Source organism: Treponema sp. OMZ 790, from assembly GCF_024181285.1.
Classification (GTDB): domain Bacteria; phylum Spirochaetota; class Spirochaetia; order Treponematales; family Treponemataceae; genus Treponema_B.
Window position 1 is genome coordinate 2,754,213 of record NZ_CP051201.1, and the last position, 18,393, is coordinate 2,772,605.

The window sequence follows — 18,393 nt, forward strand, 5'->3', positions numbered from 1 at the left end:
ATTCTTGTTATCTTGTCTAAGGGGTTCTTTTATGTTAAACTTGATGAAGACGTTGAAGGTCTTAGGAGGCTTTTATGATGAATAAAATAATTGAATGTGTTCCTAACTTTAGTAACGGACGCGATCCTGAAGTTTTGGAAAAAATTATTGCTCCGTTCCGCGGAAGAGAAAAGGTAAAATTGCTTGATTACGAATCCGACAAGGATCATAACCGCTCTGTTGTAACTGTAATCGGTGAACCTGAAGAGCTTAAAAAAGCCGTGGTCGAAGCTATAGGCATAGCTGCTAATTTAATCGACTTGCGTAAACATGAGGGAGCTCACCCCAGAATGGGCGCTACCGATGTTGTCCCCTTTATTCCGATCAAAAATTCCTCGATGGAGGAGTGTATTGAACTTTCTAAAGACGTCGGAAAACTTATTTGGGAGCAGCATAAGATTCCCGTCTTCTTATACGAGAAATCGGCATCTGCCCCTGAGCGTGAAAATCTTTCTACTATCCGAAAGGGGCAGTTTGAAGGAATGGCCGAAAAGGTAAAACAGGCAGAATGGAAGCCCGACTTCGGAGGAACAGAAATTCATCCTTCAGCAGGAGTTACAGCAGTCGGCTGCCGAATGCCGCTCGTTGCATTTAACGTAAACTTGGCCACAAATGATCTTTCAATTGCAGATAAAATTGCAAAAAAAGTCAGGTACATAGGTGGCGGCTTACGATTCGTTAAAGCAATGGGTGTAGATCTTACAGAGCGCGGAATAGTTCAGGTTTCAATGAACATGACGGATTATACAAAAACTTCTCTTTATCAATCATACGAAATGGTAAAGATGGAAGCAAAACGCTATGGAGTAAATGTTGTCGGCACGGAAATTGTAGGTCTTACACCTATGGCCGCCTTAATGGATGCTGCTTCGTATTATCTCCAAATTGAAAACTTCGAATTTAACCAGATTATTGAAGCAAGGTTGCTTGAATAGAACCTAGAAAATACTTAAAAACAGATTATCGGCAAATATCCGGTAATCTGTTTTTTTTGTGGAGATATTTAAGTTATTAAAAATAATCTAGTTTTTTATTCAAAAAGTTAATGAATTATTAAAAAAAATTAATTTTTTTATCGTTTCTTACTAGAAAAAAAATCATAAATATGATAGCCTCGTCCAACAAATCTTAATTGTATATTTTATAATCATTCTATTTTTAAATTGTAATTAAAACAAAATACTTAGACAGGAGCCTATGATGGTAAATTTAAAAGCGCATCAAAGTAAGACTCGTTTTTCTATTTTGAATAAGCTTGTTATTTTTTTTGGTACATTGATTTTGATTGCAGGATTTACAATGGGTGCTGCAGCACTCTACATTGCAAGGAATGCCTTGAACGAAAAAATTGAAAAATCTCTTATTATTAAAGCGTCAGATACTGCAGAAATAATAGATGGAAGAATCCGTGCCTTTGTTCAATTTTTGGAAGGTTTAGCTCGAATGCCTTCGCTCAGAGATAATAATCTCTCATACGTAGAAAAAACCGAAAGCCTCTTTCATGAAGCAGTGATGAATCCTAATATCGAATTTTTTGGTGTATGCGATTTAAACGGACTAGCATATGTTTCAAGCGGACAGACTTTAAAAGTTAATGATAAAGATTGGTTTAAAATATCAAAACAAGGTGTTCCGTTCGTTGCAGAACCGGATATAAGTCTTAAAACAAAGAAAATGCAAATGATAGTTGCTGTTCCTATATTTGATAACGATAAGACTGTTATTGGGGTTTTAAGTGTTGGAACAAATGCTTTTATTCTTTCAAATTTTGTCCGTGATATAGTAATAGGAGAAACAGGAGGTTGTTATATTCTAGGTTTAAATGGAACCATTATTGCTCATAAGGATAGAGGACTTGTTTCTTCCAAAGCGAATAGGGTAAAAGGTGCTGCTGCCAATGAATTATTGAAAGATGTGTCAGAATTTGAAAAACAGGCTATTAATACGAATTCTTCCAAAGTTAAGCGGTTTGTACATGAAAATAAAAAACAGATTGCTTCTTTTGCCCGTATGAAAACTACTTCATGGACTGTAGTTGTAAACGCTCCGCTTAATGAATTGACGGGCAGTATAAGCGCATTAAGAACTGCTTTGAGACTTTTGGGGCTTATAATGGTTGTAATATCCATCGTTATAACTGTTTTAATAGCTCTGACTATTGTAAAACCTATTAAGGGTGTTGTAGATGCTCTTAAAAATATTGCCGAAGGCGAAGGAGACCTCACAGTCCAACTCCCTGTAAAAGGAAATGATGAAATATCGGACTTATCTATTTATTTTAATAACACGATAAGAAAGATAGGTAACTCCGTTAGAACAGTCGGAAACGATACTCAATCTATGCAGAAAATAGGTAATGAACTTGCCGCCAATATGACTGAAACGGCAAGTGCAATCAATCAGATAAGTGCAAATATTGACGGGGTTAAGCAACAAACTCTTACACAGGCTGCAAGTGTTACAGAAACTGCAGCAACAGTTGACCAAATAATAAAAACTATTCAACAACTAAATGGAGCCATAGAATTGCAGGCTGCAAGCGTTGCAAGGTCTTCTTCTGCAGTAGAACAAATGGTGAGCAATATAAGTTTAATCAATCAAACTCTTAAAAAGACAGATGATGCTATCAAAAATCTTGCAGATGCCACAGCTGATGGAAAGGGGGCATTAACTGAATCGAATAGTATAACTCAAAAAATAGCTGAAGAGTCCGGAGGTCTTTTGGAAGCCTCTAGCGTGATTCAGCATATTGCAAGTCAGACAAATTTGCTTGCAATGAACGCCGCAATCGAAGCCGCTCATGCAGGAGAATCGGGCAAAGGTTTTGCCGTAGTGGCTGATGAAATTAGGAAATTGGCAGAAGAATCAAGTTCACAGGGAAGAACAATAACTGCGACTCTTAAAATATTAAGTAAAGAAATTGAAGCTCTTTCTTCATCTTCAAAAGTCGCAGAAGATAAATTTGATGTTATTTTCGGCCTTTCAGATCAGGTAAAAAAGATGAGTACCAGTCTGATGAATGCTATGAAAGAGCAAGAGTATGGAAGTCAGGAAATTCTCAGCACTATTAAAGACATAACTGAAGTAACTTCAAGAGTAAACGACGGTTCTGCAGAGATGCTTGCCGGAGGGAAAAATGTTGCAGTTGAAATGCAAAAACTTGATAATCTTACAAGGGTTATAACCGACAGTATGAATGAAATGGCTGCGGGAGCTTCGCAAATAAATGAGGCAACACAAGAAGTTCATGAAATCAGTCAAAAAAACAGAAAAAGCATCGAAAATTTGGCTGATGAAGTAGGAAAATTTAAAGTTTAATTTTATAAAAATCTTTTTCTTGTAAAAAACATAAAAGAGCTGAAAGAAATACTTTAATTTCTCTTTCAGCTCTTTTATATAAAAGTATTGACATTTTCAGATATTCACATGATAATTAAATTGTATGCAAGCCAATTACTTAAGGAGTAAAGATTTATGAGTAATAGAAAGAACAGATTTATCGATGGTGTGAAGGAGTTTTTAAAGGCTGAGTTTTCCGAAGATTTTATTTCGGAAGTTACGGAAAAAGCATGGAATCGATACGATTCTTTAATTTTGGAAAATGCCAATGAGCCCAAAATAATGTGGACTCACACAAGAGAAAGGATATATCCGGGCATTGCCGTTTTTTATGCTTTGCTTGATATGGGGGTCGAAAGAGAAAAATCGGCTCTTCTTTTAAAAAATTATTATAAAAAAAGAAGCGAAAAACCGGCAGCAATGATTCAAAAGATAATGAAGATTCCGGGGCTATATAAAAAAGTTCCAAAATTTTTTGCACGAATGACTAAAAAAGTTTTTGGAGAACCGGCAGGATTTAAAGCTCGTTTTTATGAAGAAAAGAAAGATGCTATCAAGTTTGATATGCTTGTATGCCCCTATCAAGAAATATGCAAAAAATATGGCTGTCCTGAAATAGTCGAAATGTATTGTGATGCAGACGATGTTTGTTACGGTAATATGCATCCGAAAATTCAATGGCTTAGAACCAAAACTCTCGGTAAAGGCGGGGATTGCTGTGATTTTGAAGTACGGGTTTTAAAATAATTAAAAATTAATTTTGTTATGATTTAAAGGAATTTAAAAAAAAGGCTTGACAGCAAAAAAAAGGGGTGGTACACTATGAGCCATAATAACTTATAGGAGGCTTTTTAATGAAAAAGTATGTACCGGAACCATTTAGAATTAAAATGGTTGAACCCATCAAAATGACAACGCGTGAGGACCGCATTAAGTATCTTGAAAAAGCAAAATACAACATGTTCAACTTGCGCGGTGAAGATGTCTATATTGACTTATTGACTGACAGCGGAACTAACGCAATGAGCGATAAGCAGTGGGGCGGCGTTATGGTCGGGGATGAGGCCTATGCCGGAGGAAAAAGTTATTTTAAATTGGTTGAAGCCGGTCAAGATATTTTCGGATATGAATTTATCCAGCCTGTTCATCAGGGCCGCGCCGCAGAAAAAGTATTATTCCCCTTACTTCTTCAAAAAGGTCAAGTAGCTATATCAAACATGTTTTTCGATACAACCAGAGCTCACGTAACCCTCGCAGGAGGACGTCCGCTCGACTGCGTATGTAAAGAAGCAAAAAAACCTTCAGAATATGCTCCTTTTAAAGGAAACATGGATGTCGAAAAACTTGAACAGCTTATTAACGAACATGGAAAAGAAAAAGTCGGCATGATTGTAATGACAATTACCAACAACTCTGCCGGCGGACAAGCTGTTTCGATTCAGAACATCCGTGATGTTGCCAAAGTTGCAAAAAAATACGGTATCTTGTTCAATATCGACGCTGCACGATTTGCAGAAAATGCATACTTTGTAAAACAAAGAGAAGAAGAATTCAAGAATAAATCCATTAAAGAAATTATTCGTGAAATGTTCAGCTATGCAGACACATTTACAATGAGCGCAAAAAAAGATGCTATTGTTAATATGGGCGGTTTAATAGGTATTAAAAACAACCAAGAAATCTATCAAAGAATAAAGGGTAACTGTATTTCTTTTGAAGGTTTTATTACCTACGGAGGTCTTGCCGGACGCGATCTTGAAGCCCTCGCCATCGGTTTATATGAAGGCATTGATGAGGAATATTTAAAATACCGAAATGCTTCTATGGAATACCTTGCTTCTCAGCTTCTTGATGCCGGTATTGCCATTCAAAACCCGGCAGGCGGGCACGGCGTTTATGTTGATGCCAATGCAATGTTCCCCCATATTCCGTATTACGAATTTCCCGGTCACACTCTTTGTGTCGAGTTGTATAAAGAAGCCGGAATCCGAACATGCGATATCGGTTCCTTTATGCTCGGAAACGACCCCGAAACCGGAGAACAAATCAAATCGGAATTCGAATTTGCCCGTCTTGCAATTCCGAGACGAGTATATACACAGTCTCACTTAGATGTTATTGCAGGAGCTTTAATCAACATTAAAGAAAGAGCATCTCAAGTCAAGGGCTACAAGATTATCTGGGAACCGCCGATTTTAAGACACTTCCAAGCTCATTTGGAACCTATAAAATAATTGCCGTCTTTTAAGGAAAAAACCGATTAGTCCTACGGATTAATCGGTTTTTTCTTTAAAGAAGGTAAGGCAGAAAATCAAATACAAAAGGCGGCATATAAAGGGACAATCTTTTTTTTATTTTCAAAGCCGAAATTTTTTGAAGAAAGCTTTACGGCATATTCGGGATTATATGTTTCCATATAGACCTTTAAACTCTTGGCTCTGGTATTGTCCGCCGATTTTACCTCAATGGGAATAATCTTATCTTTCCGTTTTATTATAAAATCTATTTCTGCTTCTCTTTCGGATTCCCAATAATAAGTTCGATAGCCGTTTATAGAAAGCTGAACCTGTACATAATTTTTTCTGCCGAATTCTAAGATAGAATAGGTTTTACCCGCCTGTCTTGCTCCTTGCAATATTAGAGGTTTACGATGCTTGCCGGTTTTCCATTTTTCTAAATCTTTGCTGATTTTTCTGTACATAGCCTGTTTTCCTGTAGTTTATAGTAAAATTAGAGCAAATATTCGTATATTTATCAAGGATAAATTTATAAAAAATTGCATTAAAACACAGGAAATGTTGGTTTTTTCTACATCTTCGCCGCTTTTATAATGCTTTGTGAATTCTTTTGAATTATCGTATCTTAAATCAATGAAATCAAGATTGAATATCTTTTGATGAATTTCTTTATGCTCTCATAACAGATTTATTAAATAATCATATAACATTGTAGGAGAAAATATCAAAGGTTTTTTTAAATCAGATTCAAGAAAATCCTTATCACCTGTAAGAATAATATCAGCATTATGAAAAAGAGCATCGCTTAACACCGGAATATCTTTTTTATCGCGGATCATGTCATATCGTTTCTCTGTGCTTGTACAGAATATAAATGGTAAACTGCGATATAGCGAATAAATTCTATCTGCTTTTGAACTCCAGTTTTCCTCAAGTTTTGCTTTAAATTCCAAATCTGCATATTCAGAAATAAGCAAGTCATACCCATTATCAAAAAGTATCTCTAAAAGGTTGCCTGCCTTCCCTGCAAATACAAATGCAGAAATAAGAACATTCGTATCTAAAAAAATCCGCATTATTCTAACCGTGAACGGCGGAAATCCGCCATATCTGATAACATTTCTTCTTCAGAAGCCCAACCTTTATCATCTGTAAAAATTTTCTGTATTTGGCGAATAGTGGTCTTGGCATTTTTTTGACGAGAGCTGATAAGAAACTCAATATATTTTGTCACGGCACGATAATCTTCCTCCGATAACATTTTCATCATTTGTGTAAGTTCAGAAGCGGCAATCGGCATTTTATACCTCCTATATAATTCATACTATAAATATTTTATCATATTTTTTCAAAAAAAAATAGCAAGGAAGAATTTATGCAAATTTCTTTATGCTCTCATAACAGATTTAACCCCTATCCATAGTTAAGCATTGATCCCATCAATCCTACACCCTTTGCAAGGTTTGCGGTTTTTGGACATAGGGAAAACGGTAATCGGATAGGCTGAACTCAAAGGTTTCTCTGTTTACTATGCCGAGCGGTTTATCGCTTTCGTACAGCTGCATAAGAAAATCTACCGCCTGAGCGCACGAGTGGTAGGTTCCGAATGCTTTGTCATAATCGTAGTCTGTGATGTCATTGGCGATATTGCCGAAGTTTGTTTTTGTGGCGGCGGGGGCAAAAACCTTTGCCTGCATTTTTGCGCCCGCTCCGGTCAACTCCCGGCTTAAGCCTTCGGTAAAAGAGGCGGCAAAAAATTTCGTTGCGCAATAGCTAACCGCAGACGGGACAATCGTATACCCGCCGACGGACGACACGTTGATAAGCTGGGTATTTTCTTTATTTGCAAAATCCCGCACATACAAAGCCGAAAAAAGCGCAACCGCTTCTACATTGAGCTTCAACATATCTTCCAGTTTTGCAAGGTTTTGATTTTCCACGCTGCAATAATCGCCGAAGCCCGCATTATTGATCCATGTTTCGATATCCAGCTCCTTTACCGAATTGTATAGGGCATAGATATTTTCTTTTTCGGTAAGGTCGTATACCTTAATGATGACCTCCGCCGAAGCATTGCCGGCTCCGGCAATTTCGGTTTTCAACTTTTCAAGCTTCTCTTTAGTGCGTGCAACGGCAATGATGTTTTTCCCGCGCTGCGCAAACCGCTTTGCCGCTTCGTATCCGATACCTGAACTTGCACCGGTGATAACTACGTATTTTTTCATCTTTTTACCTCTTTAGAGTTAATTTTTTATAGTATTCGATTTTTTCACGGATTTTTGCTAAGCCGCGGGTTTTGGTTTCAAGTTCCGCTAAAAGGCGCTTTTCGTGTTCTTGGAGCATTTTAAGCCGCTCGGGTGCAGTGCTCTCTCCCTTTTCACGAAGTTCGGCAAACTCGGCTATCTGTGCTATGGGCATACCGGTTGCTTTTAAGCGGAATACAAATTCCATCCAAGCGATGTCCGTCTCCGTAAATTCTCGATACCCGTTTTTTCTTCTGCGGATAGGCTTTAACACGCCTATTCTTTCATAATAGCGGAGCGCCGAATCGCTTACGCCGAGTTTAGAGGCAAATTCTTTAATCGTCATGGCTGTTCCCTTCAAAGGTAATTTTATAGAGCGAATTATCTCCCCACGCTGCAATGTACAGTTCCTTTGAATCGGTGTCGGCAATAAGCCCGACGGGAGAAACCGGTTTGTCGGTAAGATGTTCGGTTTTTCCGTCCGTAAGCGAAATACGGTAGAGCCCCTTGCCGCCGTAATCGACGGTCAAAACGGAATCAGGCTGAAACGGATCGGGAATGAGTCCCGCTGCGGGCGCATTCAGCGTTTTACTCAAAACGGTGAGCTCGGCATTTTTTGCTTGGTAAAGGTAGATTGTGCCGGTGATGTCGTTAATGACATAGCGGTCTTTGCCCGCCTGAATAGCCGCAACCGGAGTGCTCAAGCCTTTATCGGCAAGTACCGAGATTTTTCCTTCCGGCGATACGGAAAGAACTCTGCTTTTTCCCCGCTCGGCGACAAGCAGGTTGCCGTTATCATCAAAGGTTATACCGGCAACAACACTGAGCCCTGAAATAAAAGTGCTTTTTTTACCGTTTTGCACTTTGTAGATTACACCCCCGCTGTAGGTTGCTATGTATAAAGCGTCCTTGGTGTCGATTGCAAGACCGGAAGGAGAAGGAATATCTTTTATAACCGTTTCAATTTTTCCCGAACGGTAGCGGTCAATTCGTCCTGCACTCCAGTTTGCAATGTACAAATAGCCCTTGCTGTCAAAAGCCATTCCGACAGGGGCGGAAAGAGATGAAGCTAATTTTTTTATCCCGATGTGCTCTTTTGCAAAAAGATTGCAGTGTGCCAAAACCGCCGTACCGATTAAAAAAACACCCATGTGAATTTTATTCATATTAAAACCTCCCTTAAAATTCAGCAACCGCAGGAATTTTCCAATTCCGAGGATTGCTGAATTTAGTGCTTTCGCAACGCAAATGAGAAAGCATATAATATGCGAGTTTGTGAAAACAAACTCGGCGTTTAACAAGGCAGGCCCTATCTTGGCTGCCGCAGTTAAACATCCTGATTTATGTATCTTTTAATAATATAAACCTTGCAGTTAGGTTCAAGGCAAGAGGTTTTTGGAAAATATTTTGTAGAAGAGAGGGGAATGTACTGGATTTTTAATTAAACAATCTTCCTAGCACACCCGCTTTTCCGTGGCGGTAGACTTTTCTATCATGCTGCGGTAGAGGGCGGATTAATCGTGCCGGCAATTTCGGTTTTAAGCTTTTCAAGTTTCTCTTTAGTGCGTGCAACCGCAATGATGTTTTTCCCGCGCTGCGCAAACCGCTTTGCCGCTTCGTATCCGATACCTGAACTTGCACCGGTGATAACTACGTATTTTTTCATCTTTTTACCTTTTTACCTCATTTACATGGCTAATTCTTAATCATCATCATCATCTTCTTCTTCATAATCATAATCATCTTCATCTTTTTCAAATTCCTTTTGAAGATTTTTATAGTCGCTTAAAAATTCGTATGTTTTTTTCGAAAGAGTTAGTTTTAAAACTCCGGTATCGAATGTCATATTTATTTTTTTTGTGCCTTTGTACAAATACAGCTGCCCATATAGATTTTCATCATCTACAAATGAATAACGCAGCAGTACTTCGCGTCCTTTATGAATGCTTTCGGAAGGCAAAAGGTCTTTTAAATTTCTTTCTTCCGGCTCGTCTTTCGATACATCGTCCCCATATAAGGCGGTCTCGAATATATTTGAGGCTTTCTTTCCTGAAAGAAATAATAATAGAGAGCCTTTACTGTCGTATATGCGGGTATAAGTATGTTCTGCAGAATACGAAAGCCGGCTTTTTACTTCGGCGGGCTTACTGACAATTCCGTATGCATATTTGAAGAGCTTCCATGTTAATTCTTTAGGAACCCCCTCCATTTCCTGCAATGGCGTCATTCGGCAAAGAGGATAATTTTTATACACTATAAACTTGAAAGTCTTTTCTTCGCCTGCACCGTAATCATACGAAAGAACATAACGGTATAACACTTGAGCGTCTTTAGGTAATTCCGTAAACGAAGCTTCGTCAGCCGCTGTCACCAAAGCTTCTCGAAAAAGCAGATACAAGGCATTGACTTCGTCTTCATCGGTTATCCTGTGTACAATCTTATCTTTTGCATCGTAAACCGTAAAGTTATTGATTCCATAGGCAAAGGCACTTACACCGCCTGCCGCCGCTACCGTTAAAAACGGTATCATAAAAAGTTTTTTCATAATGTTTACTCCTTTAGTCTAATTTATAATTCCATTTAACTTTTTCAGTCAATACTGTGTTAAGTGTACTCTTAAAAAAGCGAGTATAAAATGCGCGGCAAAAATCAAAAACGGAACATACATAACAGCCCGTATTTTATTTAGATCGTCTCTAAAAGTTGAGGTTTTTAGAGGTTTCCTTTATTCAATTTTTGTATGCTTCCCAAACCGGAAGAATGCAGATTAAGGTGCTGAGGATCTCCGGCATACCGGATAGAACCTGAACCCGATACATCCGCTTCCAATTTTCTTTTTGCATATATTTCAACTGTGCCCAAACCCGAAATTGTGCAAACGGCTTCTTCCGTTTCCAAATCAAAAGCTTTTATTTTGCCCGAACCTGAAACGGTAAGACTGCATTTTTCCGTCTTACCCATTAAATGAATAGTGCCCATACCCGCTATTCCGGTATCTATACTGCCGGAATGTATATCGGCTGTCATATCCCCTGAGCCCGAAATGGTAAACGAGCATTTTTCAGCTTCGGCTTTTAAGTTCATATTCCCTATACCCGAAATATCGGCCTCTATGCTGCTTGCACTTACATCGGCTGTTACGGAACTTATACCGCCTACATGTAAGGATAGGGGCAGGCTTTTATTGTGAAATCCCGACACGGCGGTCTTTGTAATACCGCTTATCGATAAGCTTTTAAGGGCAGGCGCGGTAACGGATATTTTAAAAAAAGTCGGCTCTATATTGGTATCGGGTATTTGCTTGAGGGTAAGTTCTTTTTTATGTTTTTGAACGGATACATCGATAAATTTGAATAGATTTGAATCAAGCGATAGTTCGACCTTATATTCATCTCCCTGAATAATCTCGGCTTCCGAAGGGGGAAGGTTAAAAGTTATAGAATCAAAATCTTTTAGATTAAAAGTGCGGGTTTCAATTATTGCATTTCCCGAAACGGTTTTAACCGAAGCGCAGCTTACTAAAGCGAGTATGCAAAGAATGTTTATAATTGCAATTGATTTTTTCATTTTTATCCTCCGCCAATTGTGCCGGCGTTATCCGCATACCTAATCTATCATTATATAAACAGGCTGTCTATCCCCAATGGACAGCCGGCCTGTCTTTATGCCGAAAGGCGGAATTTAATCTCTAACCGGCATTCAGTTTCCAGCTTTGTTTGGTAAGAGCCGTCCGCAAAGGCTATTTCACGCTCTTCTGCCCGTTGTACGGCTATGTCGGTTTCATAATCATATCCGGCCGGTAACATATTGACCTTATAAAGCCTCAATTTCTTCTTTAGGAAGTTTTGTTATTTGCATAATAAAATCAGTTTCACAATGAGCCTCTTTCATCAACTTTGCCGTTTCAAGAGCTTTTTGGTAAGAGCCTTCGGAAAAGCCCTTATCCCGTGCATCCATTTCAAATGTAGACATCAATCTGTATTCTTGGCGTACTTGTTCATTGGTTTTTATTGTTTCTATCATAGTATGTATCCTCCTGGTAAATTCGCTGTGTGCCGTACCGTTTTTAAGATATTCTAAAAAGTCTTTTAAGTCTTTATTTTCCGTTTGATTAAAAGCTTCCGCATTTATTATAATCTTTTTTGTGCCGTCTTGTAAGGCGATGTTTTTATCTTCACGGCAAAAATGCTCGAATGTATACACGGGTCTTTTTTTGCCTATAACATCAAACAGGCAGATAAAAATGATAAAGCTGTCGTTCAGTTTGTTGTAGGAATTGCCCTTATCCAAAAAAGAAGTATCAATGGCGGCTTGATAAAAACGCATCCGTTTGGGGATATTGCGTTCATTGCTGACCTGCATTTCAATATCATAAAACTTACCGTCTTCGGTTTGAACAAGGATATCGAATCGTACCGACTTTGCCTGTTCGTAGGTTTGTATGTGTTGTTGGGTCGAAATATATGCAATGGTACCGATGGTGTCCGATAATATCATTTCGATAAGTTCTTTGCATATATCTTCATTTTGCATAACTTTGCAGAAGATAAAATCATCGGCAAGTGTTAAATCTTCAAATCGCTTCAAGACTGTTCCACCCCCCCTTCATTCACAGTATAACACGAAATCGGGGAATTGTATAGTTTGCTGGACATCCGCTTATCGCCAGAGTGCCCGCTGCGGTTCCGGCGGGAAAGGTTACGGTTGCGGTAAAAACAAAGTATTCGGCAGGAGCTTCACCTCTTAAAGAAGTGCGCGAAATTGTGTACAAACTGCCCTGTACGGCAAAAGCTTAAAAACAACTTATCAAAGCCCCTTTGTACGCTGTATCAAAACATCTTTGTACGTTCTATCAAAGGGGCTTTGTACGCCGTATCAAAACATCTTTGTCCGCTCTATCAAAGGGGCTTTGCCCGCCGTATCAAAGACCCTTTGTATGGTCTATCAAAAAGGCTTTGTCTGCAAAGTACGCTGTATCGCGATATCGGTGTCGTAATCGTATTCTGCTATTAACATGTTTATTCTTATAAGGCTTTCACTTCTTCAATACTTAAACCGGTAGCTTGCGCAATATTTTCGATAGGTAAATTCATTGCAAGCAAGTTTTTTGCCGTTTCAAATGCCTTTTGGTAAGAGCCTTGTTCAATACCTTGTTGTATGCCGATCATCAGGCTTTCTTGCCGTTGTACCGCGATGTCGGTATCATAATCGTATTCAGCTATTAACATGTTTATTACCTCCCGTGATTTTCTCTGTAAGTAGTCTTTTAAGATGTCTTTGTCTATGCATATTTTTACCGCATTGGTAAAGCCGTTTTCGCTGTCGAGCTGCATTTGCTTTCGTACCTCTTCTACAAAGAGGCTGTATTCTTCAAGCGCTTTGCACGACGTTAAAACTTTATGTGCTTTAGCTGTATTGATGTTTAAAACCTGCACCGTCAGCTCCAAGGGTGCGGGTTCGGGTTTTGTAATAAAAGCATCGGAGAGTTTTAGAATTGCGGTTTCAGGATAGTCATCTGTGCCGTTATAGAAAACATAGAATTCTGGTGCGGGTATTTTTGACAGCTTTCTCAGATACCGGTCTGTCGGTGCTTGCAGTTTTTCGTAGAGCCGAGCGATATACTGCAAAAAGCGTAAAGGCATATTTTCGTTTATGGTGGATTGGTGTTCAGCCAACACGATGATTTTACCGTCCACAAGGCAGGAAACATCGTTTATAATGTTCATATACATTACGTTATCAAGTCTTATGTTTTCTACGGGACAGGACAGCGGCAGGTTTATATTATTCATAGATAAACTCAACTATCCGCCACGGATGGCGGTGTTTTAAACATGTCGATGTTTTAGGCAAAGCCTAAAACTCGAAAATGAAAAATGTACACGGAAGTACATTTTTCATTACCTTTTCGTCTTCTGCGAACAAATCAACAAAAACCGAATCCTTGTAGCTGCGTTTGTGTTTAGACATTTTCTGCACCTCCCCTTACATAAAGTATAACACAAAAAAATCCATTTAGCAAACCGGCACGCCCTCATTCCTCATTGCTAATTTTTTATAGTATTCGATTTTTTCGCGGATTTTTGCTAAGCTGTGTGTTTTGGTTTCAAGTTCCGCTAAAAGGCGCTTTTCGTGTTCTTGGAGCATTTTAAGCCGCTCGGGTGCGGTGCTCTCTCCCTTTTCACGAAGTTCGGCAAACTCGGCTATCTGCGCTATGGGCATACCGGTTGCTTTTAAGCGGAATACAAATTCCATCCAAGCGATGTCCGTCTCCGTAAATTCCCGATACCCGTTTTTTCTTCTGCGAATGGGTTTTAACACGCCTATTCTTTCATAATAGCGGAGCGCCGAATCGCTTACGCCGAGTTTAGAGGCAAATTCTTTAATCGTCATGGCTGTTCCCTTCAAAGGTAATTTTATAGAGCGAATTATCTCCCCACGCTGCGATGTACAGTTCTTTTGAATCGGCTGCGGCGATGAGCCCGACGGGAGAAATAGGTTTATCGGTAAGCGGTTCGGTTTTTCCGTCTGTAAGCGAAATACGGTAGAGCCCCTTGCCGCCGTAATCGACGGTCAAAACGGAATCAGGCTGAAACGGATCGGGAATGAGTCCCGCTGCGGGCGCATTCAGCGTTTTACTCAAAACGGTGAGCTCGGCATTTTTTGCTTGGTAAAGGTAGATTGTTCCGGTGATGTCGTTAATGACATAGCAGTCTTTGCCCGCCTGAATAGCCGCAACCGGAGTGGTTAAGCCCTTATCGGCAAGTACCGAGATTTTTCCTTCCGGCGATACGGAAAGAACTCTGCTTTTTCCCCGCTCCGCAACAAGCAGGTTGCCGTTATCATCAAAGGTTATACCGGCAACAACACTGAGCCCTGAAATAAAAGTGCTTTTTTTACCGTTTTGCACTTTGTAGATTACGCCCCCGCTGTAGGTTGCTATGTATAAAGCGTCCTTGGTGTCGATTGCAAGACCGGAAGGAGAAGGAATATCTTTTATAACCGTTTCAATTTTTCCCGAGCGGTAGCGGTCAATTCGTCCTGCACTCCAGTTTGCAATGTACAAATAGCCCTTGCTGTCAAAAGCCATTCCGACAGGGGCGGAAAGAGATGAAGCTAATTTTTTTATCCCGATGTGCTCTTTTGCAAAAAGATTACAGTGTGCCAAAACAGCCGTACCGATTAAAAAAATACCCATGTGAATTTTATTCATATAAGTTCTCCTATAAAAACTTTTTGCAAGGATTATTAAATCCTGAAAAAAGTTTTTTCAAGCGGTTTATTTATAAACCGCATACAATAACGATAAACAGTAAGGCGGAATTTCTGCCGAGCTGTTTATCATGCCTCCCATAAAAACTTTTTAATAATATAAACCTTGCAGTTAGGTTCAAGGCAAGAGGTTTTTGGAAAATATTTTGTAGAAGAGGGGGAAATTTTTGAAAGGCTTCTATACTTTATAAAAGAGCGGTTCTAATTCTGAATACATATATTTCGGATTAGATTAAATAAATTCTTACGGATTTTCACCGATTATGTTATCAACTAAAATTATCCTCTAATTTTCCCATTAACCAATGTATGAAAACGAGATTTCCTATCATTATAATGCAGCTCAATATTGAATAAAAAATTATTCTTGAAAAGATAAATTGATTCCATATACTTACCAATATAGCTATGGATATTGGGGTACATATTAAGCTTGTAGCCAATGAAGGAATATATCTTTTTATAAATAATGCCTGAAAAATATGAACAATCATATGTAAAACAAAGGCGATAAAACATCCGAGCCATAGATAATACCAATTAGTCAAAAAAGAAACAATGCAGATAATCAGAATAAGTATATATTCTTCCGCGGCACCGAATGCAAATGCCGCCGTTGAGATTTTTTTCATGTGATTAATAACAGGTATAAATCTTGACGGTACTATTGCTTGCAGATAGTTTTCGTTTTTTTGAATCCAATATTTAATGAAAATAATTTCTTCAAAATCGTGAAGTATAAAGAGTAAGGGAAAAGACCATATAATGATGTGCATGTCATTCATAGCGGTTTTATGTCAAAGTAAAAAGTTATTTTGAAAACGAAAAAGATAACTTATTCGCATAAATTGTATGATTGACGAATTAAACTCACTATGTATTCAATATCGGAATCCGAATCAATATTTAATTCATAATCTCCATTTCCATGATGACCAATATTTGAAACATCTCTTAATATCCCTTTTGAATCCGATATATTTCCTTTTGAAACATTTAGCCAGATTTTAATTTGATTTTTTTGAATGTTTATATCGCAAAAATTTGTCTTTCTTAAAAATGCAATATAAAGTTTTTTCGGTTTTATTGAAATATCATCACCGATATTCAGTATCATTGTTTTTAGCTTTTCATATAATTCTTGGATAGACTGTGAGCCGAATTCAATTTTTTCCCATTCAGTATAAACTTTTATTTCTTTATTTACGGCTTCAAGTTCTTCATTTGATTTTGAAATTGTTTTTATTGATTCGGCAGCATTTTTTGTAATAATTTGTGTAAACGAAATAGTCTTATTCGCATATTTTTTTATTTCGTATAATTCGATGGGTAAATCCTTAAAAGCAATAGCTTCTCTTTGATAGGTAGTAAAGGAAGGCGCAATAAAAACAACCTTGGATTGTGTCCAGTCTATATCATTTCTTTTTAAATTTTTTCCGGTTGTTTCATTATATTCCAAAATAAAATCCGATTTATGATTAAGCATTAAAGATAAATACGCATAACCCTGATCGATCACACTAAAGTTTTTATCTCTTTTATATTCTATTATTACAAATGAAGATGTAGTTTTATCAAAGCCCAGAGAATCAATGCAAAAATTTTCAATTACGAATTCCGTCTTTATAAATTCGCAATGTAATAACTCTTGCATATTTTTTTCACAGAGATTTTGAATCTCTTTTTCCAACTTAAAAGGTTCTTCTTTTATATAATTTAATTTTTCATTTTCCAAATTAAACAACGCCATTTATTTCTCCTTTCTTGGTTATCTATCTAACGAATATTAGGCTACCGCTATTATATATCAGTTAATAACCTTTTCCAACCGATTAATCTCTCTTTTTAGGTGTTTTTTATTAGTTTAGAATAGTTCACCGGCAAAACCGTTATAATCTTCAAATACGGGAGGCCTCACATATTAAAACCGGCGGTTTAAAATTCCGGAATAACCCCCTTCGTAGTTATGAGCCTTCTCAATTAACGGCCCCTTTGCACCCATCGTAAATGCAATGTTGCTGCTGCGGATAGCAAGCAGGTACATGCCGAGTTTGATGTCAAGAAAGTCCATCATCTTTTTTGTCAAGCGAATGATTCCGGTTTCCGATATATCAATCCAACAATAGAAACGCCCTTTGTATTTGATAAACTCACCGCAGCCGGAAGCATAGTTTTGCAGATTTGGGTTATCGGTTAAAATGTGTCCGAGTGTTGAAGGCTCAAGCAAGCCTTTTCGGGTGATACAAAAGCCTCCGGTTTTTTTGCTTCCCGTAAAAAGGTATATTTTTGTATCGGCGGTGATGTCGTATTCTTCCACCGCCTGAGTAGGAATCTGAACCGTTCCGTCTTGTTTTATCAGCGATTTTCCGAAAATAAACTTTCCGCCCTTGGTTATTTGCGGCATACCGCCTCCTTTTGTGTTGTTTGTGGAATAAATTATTACATATCAAATCAATAAAATCAAGATGCAAATACTATTGAATTTTTAACCGGATAACTATAATAAATTTTGTTTACCTCTATTGACAAATATTGAATAAAGATTTATTATTAAATCATAACTCAGTTTTAAGATAGGGTAAAAAATGGCTCAAGTATTAAAAGAAGAAATTAAAAATAAAATTCTCGCTTCGGCGGTAAAGGTCTTTTATGAAAAAGATTATAGGTCTGCAAAACTCACAGACATTGCGGAAAAAGCCGATGTTCCCGTCGCCCTTATTTACACATATTTTAAAGATAAAGCTTCTTTGTTTGACGAAACGGTCGGCGGTATTCTTAATCGAATTATTAAAATGATGGAAGATGAAGAAAAAATGGAAGCCGGCAGCCCTTACGAAAGATTTACCCAAGGCGGAGGCATTCAGCTTCCGGAGCTTTTACGGGAAAGAATCAAGCTCATTATTTTAATTGATAAAAGTTCGGGAACCAAGCATGAAAATGCAAAAGATATGTGGGTTAAGCGGTTGGAGCAGCATATAAAAGACGGCTTAAAACGGTATTCAAAAACAAAACACGATCCCATGCTTGCCCATATCTTAGCAAATAATTATGTGGAAAATCTGATGGAAATTGCACGGCATTACAAAAATGAAAAATGGGCCGAAGATATGCTCTTTGTTCTTAATAAATGCTATTTTAACGGCGTTGAATCACTGTAATTTAAATGTCCGCATTTTGTGAGGATGAAAAACGATAAAAACTGACTTTGAAGTTAGTTAGAGAAAACTTTTAGCTTAATATTGAATTAAAATTCAATATTATTC

At 38.0% G+C, this 18,393-nt stretch carries 22 protein-coding genes and 1 pseudogene; 6 read left to right on the plus strand and 17 right to left on the minus strand.

Going from position 1 to position 18,393, the window contains the following annotated elements; all coding sequences use genetic code 11:
* Nucleotides 1-74: 74 nt before the first annotated feature.
* The 4 genes from ftcD (at nt 75) to E4O01_RS13075 (ending at nt 5,612) form a co-directional block, all read left to right on the plus strand.
* Nucleotides 75-974, plus strand: a complete 900-nt coding sequence (ftcD, locus tag E4O01_RS13060) for a glutamate formimidoyltransferase (RefSeq protein WP_253692609.1) — start codon at nt 75-77, stop codon at nt 972-974.
* Between the two features lie 265 nt (nt 975-1,239).
* Complete coding sequence (locus tag E4O01_RS13065; protein WP_253695220.1) at nt 1,240-3,357, plus strand: methyl-accepting chemotaxis protein; 2,118 nt, start codon at nt 1,240-1,242, stop codon at nt 3,355-3,357.
* A 156-nt stretch (nt 3,358-3,513) separates the two neighbouring features.
* Nucleotides 3,514-4,125 carry an L-2-amino-thiazoline-4-carboxylic acid hydrolase gene (locus tag E4O01_RS13070; RefSeq protein ID WP_253692610.1) on the plus strand — a complete coding sequence of 204 codons (612 nt, stop codon included), beginning with the start codon at nt 3,514-3,516 and terminating at the stop codon, nt 4,123-4,125.
* 107 nt (nt 4,126-4,232) lie between these two features.
* A complete protein-coding gene (locus E4O01_RS13075) occupies nt 4,233-5,612 on the plus strand; it encodes a tryptophanase (protein WP_253692611.1) in 1,380 nt (459 codons plus the stop codon).
* 77 nt (nt 5,613-5,689) lie between these two features.
* On the opposite strand, the gene E4O01_RS13080 is transcribed toward E4O01_RS13075, so the two are convergent.
* The 11 genes from E4O01_RS13080 to E4O01_RS13130 all read right to left on the minus strand — a co-directional run bounded on the left by E4O01_RS13080 (nt 5,690) and on the right by E4O01_RS13130 (nt 12,445).
* On the minus strand, nt 5,690-6,079 hold the full coding sequence (locus E4O01_RS13080) for a DUF4143 domain-containing protein (protein WP_253692612.1): 390 nt from the start codon (nt 6,077-6,079) through the stop codon (nt 5,690-5,692).
* Nucleotides 6,080-6,292: 213 nt separating this feature from the next.
* Complete coding sequence (locus E4O01_RS13085) at nt 6,293-6,691, minus strand: putative toxin-antitoxin system toxin component, PIN family (RefSeq protein WP_253692613.1); 399 nt, start codon at nt 6,689-6,691, stop codon at nt 6,293-6,295.
* A complete protein-coding gene (locus E4O01_RS13090; RefSeq protein ID WP_253692614.1) occupies nt 6,691-6,915 on the minus strand; it encodes a hypothetical protein in 225 nt (74 codons plus the stop codon). The genes E4O01_RS13085 and E4O01_RS13090 overlap by 1 nt, the downstream gene beginning before the upstream one ends.
* Before the next feature lie 145 nt (nt 6,916-7,060).
* A complete protein-coding gene (locus E4O01_RS13095; RefSeq protein WP_253692615.1) occupies nt 7,061-7,840 on the minus strand; it encodes an SDR family NAD(P)-dependent oxidoreductase in 780 nt (259 codons plus the stop codon).
* Between the two features lie 4 nt (nt 7,841-7,844).
* Nucleotides 7,845-8,204 (minus strand): MerR family transcriptional regulator, encoded by a 360-nt coding sequence (locus tag E4O01_RS13100; RefSeq protein WP_253692616.1) that lies wholly within the window; start codon nt 8,202-8,204, stop codon nt 7,845-7,847.
* A complete protein-coding gene (locus E4O01_RS13105) occupies nt 8,194-9,024 on the minus strand; it encodes a Vgb family protein (RefSeq protein ID WP_253692617.1) in 831 nt (276 codons plus the stop codon). Before E4O01_RS13105 ends, E4O01_RS13100 begins: the two co-directional genes overlap by 11 nt.
* Before the next feature lie 326 nt (nt 9,025-9,350).
* On the minus strand, nt 9,351-9,524 hold the full coding sequence (locus tag E4O01_RS13110) for an SDR family NAD(P)-dependent oxidoreductase (protein WP_253692618.1): 174 nt from the start codon (nt 9,522-9,524) through the stop codon (nt 9,351-9,353).
* 36 nt (nt 9,525-9,560) lie between these two features.
* A complete protein-coding gene (locus E4O01_RS13115) occupies nt 9,561-10,403 on the minus strand; it encodes a cysteine protease (RefSeq protein ID WP_253692619.1) in 843 nt (280 codons plus the stop codon).
* Nucleotides 10,404-10,570: 167 nt separating this feature from the next.
* Entirely contained in the window at nt 10,571-11,425 is an 855-nt protein-coding gene (locus E4O01_RS13120; RefSeq protein WP_253692623.1) for a head GIN domain-containing protein, read from the minus strand.
* Nucleotides 11,426-11,520: 95 nt separating this feature from the next.
* Nucleotides 11,521-11,664, minus strand: a complete 144-nt coding sequence (locus E4O01_RS13125; RefSeq protein WP_253692625.1) for a hypothetical protein — start codon at nt 11,662-11,664, stop codon at nt 11,521-11,523.
* A 7-nt stretch (nt 11,665-11,671) separates the two neighbouring features.
* Entirely contained in the window at nt 11,672-12,445 is a 774-nt protein-coding gene (locus E4O01_RS13130; RefSeq protein WP_256484049.1) for an Rpn family recombination-promoting nuclease/putative transposase, read from the minus strand.
* Between the two features lie 83 nt (nt 12,446-12,528).
* Between E4O01_RS13130 and E4O01_RS13135 the strand changes: the two genes are divergently transcribed.
* On the plus strand, nt 12,529-12,654 hold the full coding sequence (locus E4O01_RS13135) for a DUF4469 domain-containing protein (RefSeq protein WP_253692627.1): 126 nt from the start codon (nt 12,529-12,531) through the stop codon (nt 12,652-12,654).
* A 228-nt stretch (nt 12,655-12,882) separates the two neighbouring features.
* Here the strand turns inward: E4O01_RS13135 and E4O01_RS13140 are convergent.
* The 6 genes and pseudogenes from E4O01_RS13140 to E4O01_RS13160 form a co-directional block, all read right to left on the minus strand.
* Nucleotides 12,883-13,638 (minus strand): annotated as a pseudogene (locus E4O01_RS13140) (Rpn family recombination-promoting nuclease/putative transposase); the annotation flags it as partial.
* A 235-nt stretch (nt 13,639-13,873) separates the two neighbouring features.
* Nucleotides 13,874-14,251: a MerR family transcriptional regulator gene (locus E4O01_RS13145; protein ID WP_253692631.1), complete on the minus strand. Its 378-nt coding sequence runs from the start codon at nt 14,249-14,251 to the stop codon at nt 13,874-13,876.
* Nucleotides 14,241-15,071 (minus strand): Vgb family protein, encoded by an 831-nt coding sequence (locus tag E4O01_RS13150; RefSeq protein WP_253692633.1) that lies wholly within the window; start codon nt 15,069-15,071, stop codon nt 14,241-14,243. Before E4O01_RS13150 ends, E4O01_RS13145 begins: the two co-directional genes overlap by 11 nt.
* Before the next feature lie 328 nt (nt 15,072-15,399).
* Nucleotides 15,400-15,915, minus strand: a complete 516-nt coding sequence (locus E4O01_RS14935; RefSeq protein WP_253719284.1) for an HXXEE domain-containing protein — start codon at nt 15,913-15,915, stop codon at nt 15,400-15,402.
* A 50-nt stretch (nt 15,916-15,965) separates the two neighbouring features.
* The gene (locus tag E4O01_RS13155; protein WP_253692635.1) at nt 15,966-16,880 is read right to left on the minus strand and encodes a DUF5655 domain-containing protein; all 915 of its coding nucleotides are present in this window, start codon (nt 16,878-16,880) and stop codon (nt 15,966-15,968) included.
* Between the two features lie 171 nt (nt 16,881-17,051).
* The gene (locus E4O01_RS13160) at nt 17,052-17,534 is read right to left on the minus strand and encodes a hypothetical protein (RefSeq protein WP_253692636.1); all 483 of its coding nucleotides are present in this window, start codon (nt 17,532-17,534) and stop codon (nt 17,052-17,054) included.
* Between the two features lie 181 nt (nt 17,535-17,715).
* Between E4O01_RS13160 and E4O01_RS13165 the strand changes: the two genes are divergently transcribed.
* The gene (locus E4O01_RS13165; protein ID WP_253692638.1) at nt 17,716-18,288 is read left to right on the plus strand and encodes a TetR/AcrR family transcriptional regulator; all 573 of its coding nucleotides are present in this window, start codon (nt 17,716-17,718) and stop codon (nt 18,286-18,288) included.
* The last annotated feature ends 105 nt before the right edge of the window (nt 18,289-18,393 follow it).

Excerpts from the sequence above, each read along its gene's own strand:
- E4O01_RS13095 (WP_253692615.1), bottom strand. The coding sequence starts at position 7,840 with ATGAAAAAATACGTAGTTATCACCGGTGCAAGTTCAGGTATCGGATAC.
- E4O01_RS13070 (WP_253692610.1), top strand. The coding sequence starts at position 3,514 with ATGAGTAATAGAAAGAACAGATTTATCGATGGTGTGAAGGAGTTTTTA.
- E4O01_RS13150 (WP_253692633.1), bottom strand. The coding sequence starts at position 15,071 with ATGAATAAAATTCACATGGGTATTTTTTTAATCGGTACGGCTGTTTTG.
- E4O01_RS13065 (WP_253695220.1), top strand. The coding sequence starts at position 1,240 with ATGGTAAATTTAAAAGCGCATCAAAGTAAGACTCGTTTTTCTATTTTG.
- E4O01_RS13080 (WP_253692612.1), bottom strand. The coding sequence starts at position 6,079 with ATGTACAGAAAAATCAGCAAAGATTTAGAAAAATGGAAAACCGGCAAG.
- E4O01_RS13090 (WP_253692614.1), bottom strand. The coding sequence starts at position 6,915 with ATGCCGATTGCCGCTTCTGAACTTACACAAATGATGAAAATGTTATCG.
- E4O01_RS14935 (WP_253719284.1), bottom strand. The coding sequence starts at position 15,915 with ATGAATGACATGCACATCATTATATGGTCTTTTCCCTTACTCTTTATA.
- E4O01_RS13125 (WP_253692625.1), bottom strand. The coding sequence starts at position 11,664 with ATGTTACCGGCCGGATATGATTATGAAACCGACATAGCCGTACAACGG.
- E4O01_RS13120 (WP_253692623.1), bottom strand. The coding sequence starts at position 11,425 with ATGAAAAAATCAATTGCAATTATAAACATTCTTTGCATACTCGCTTTA.
- E4O01_RS13155 (WP_253692635.1), bottom strand. The coding sequence starts at position 16,880 with ATGGCGTTGTTTAATTTGGAAAATGAAAAATTAAATTATATAAAAGAA.
- E4O01_RS13075 (WP_253692611.1), top strand. The coding sequence starts at position 4,233 with ATGAAAAAGTATGTACCGGAACCATTTAGAATTAAAATGGTTGAACCC.
- E4O01_RS13100 (WP_253692616.1), bottom strand. The coding sequence starts at position 8,204 with ATGACGATTAAAGAATTTGCCTCTAAACTCGGCGTAAGCGATTCGGCG.
- E4O01_RS13115 (WP_253692619.1), bottom strand. The coding sequence starts at position 10,403 with ATGAAAAAACTTTTTATGATACCGTTTTTAACGGTAGCGGCGGCAGGC.
- E4O01_RS13085 (WP_253692613.1), bottom strand. The coding sequence starts at position 6,691 with ATGCGGATTTTTTTAGATACGAATGTTCTTATTTCTGCATTTGTATTT.
- E4O01_RS13160 (WP_253692636.1), bottom strand. The coding sequence starts at position 17,534 with ATGCCGCAAATAACCAAGGGCGGAAAGTTTATTTTCGGAAAATCGCTG.
- ftcD (WP_253692609.1), top strand. The coding sequence starts at position 75 with ATGATGAATAAAATAATTGAATGTGTTCCTAACTTTAGTAACGGACGC.
- E4O01_RS13145 (WP_253692631.1), bottom strand. The coding sequence starts at position 14,251 with ATGACGATTAAAGAATTTGCCTCTAAACTCGGCGTAAGCGATTCGGCG.
- E4O01_RS13105 (WP_253692617.1), bottom strand. The coding sequence starts at position 9,024 with ATGAATAAAATTCACATGGGTGTTTTTTTAATCGGTACGGCGGTTTTG.
- E4O01_RS13165 (WP_253692638.1), top strand. The coding sequence starts at position 17,716 with ATGGCTCAAGTATTAAAAGAAGAAATTAAAAATAAAATTCTCGCTTCG.
- E4O01_RS13110 (WP_253692618.1), bottom strand. The coding sequence starts at position 9,524 with ATGAAAAAATACGTAGTTATCACCGGTGCAAGTTCAGGTATCGGATAC.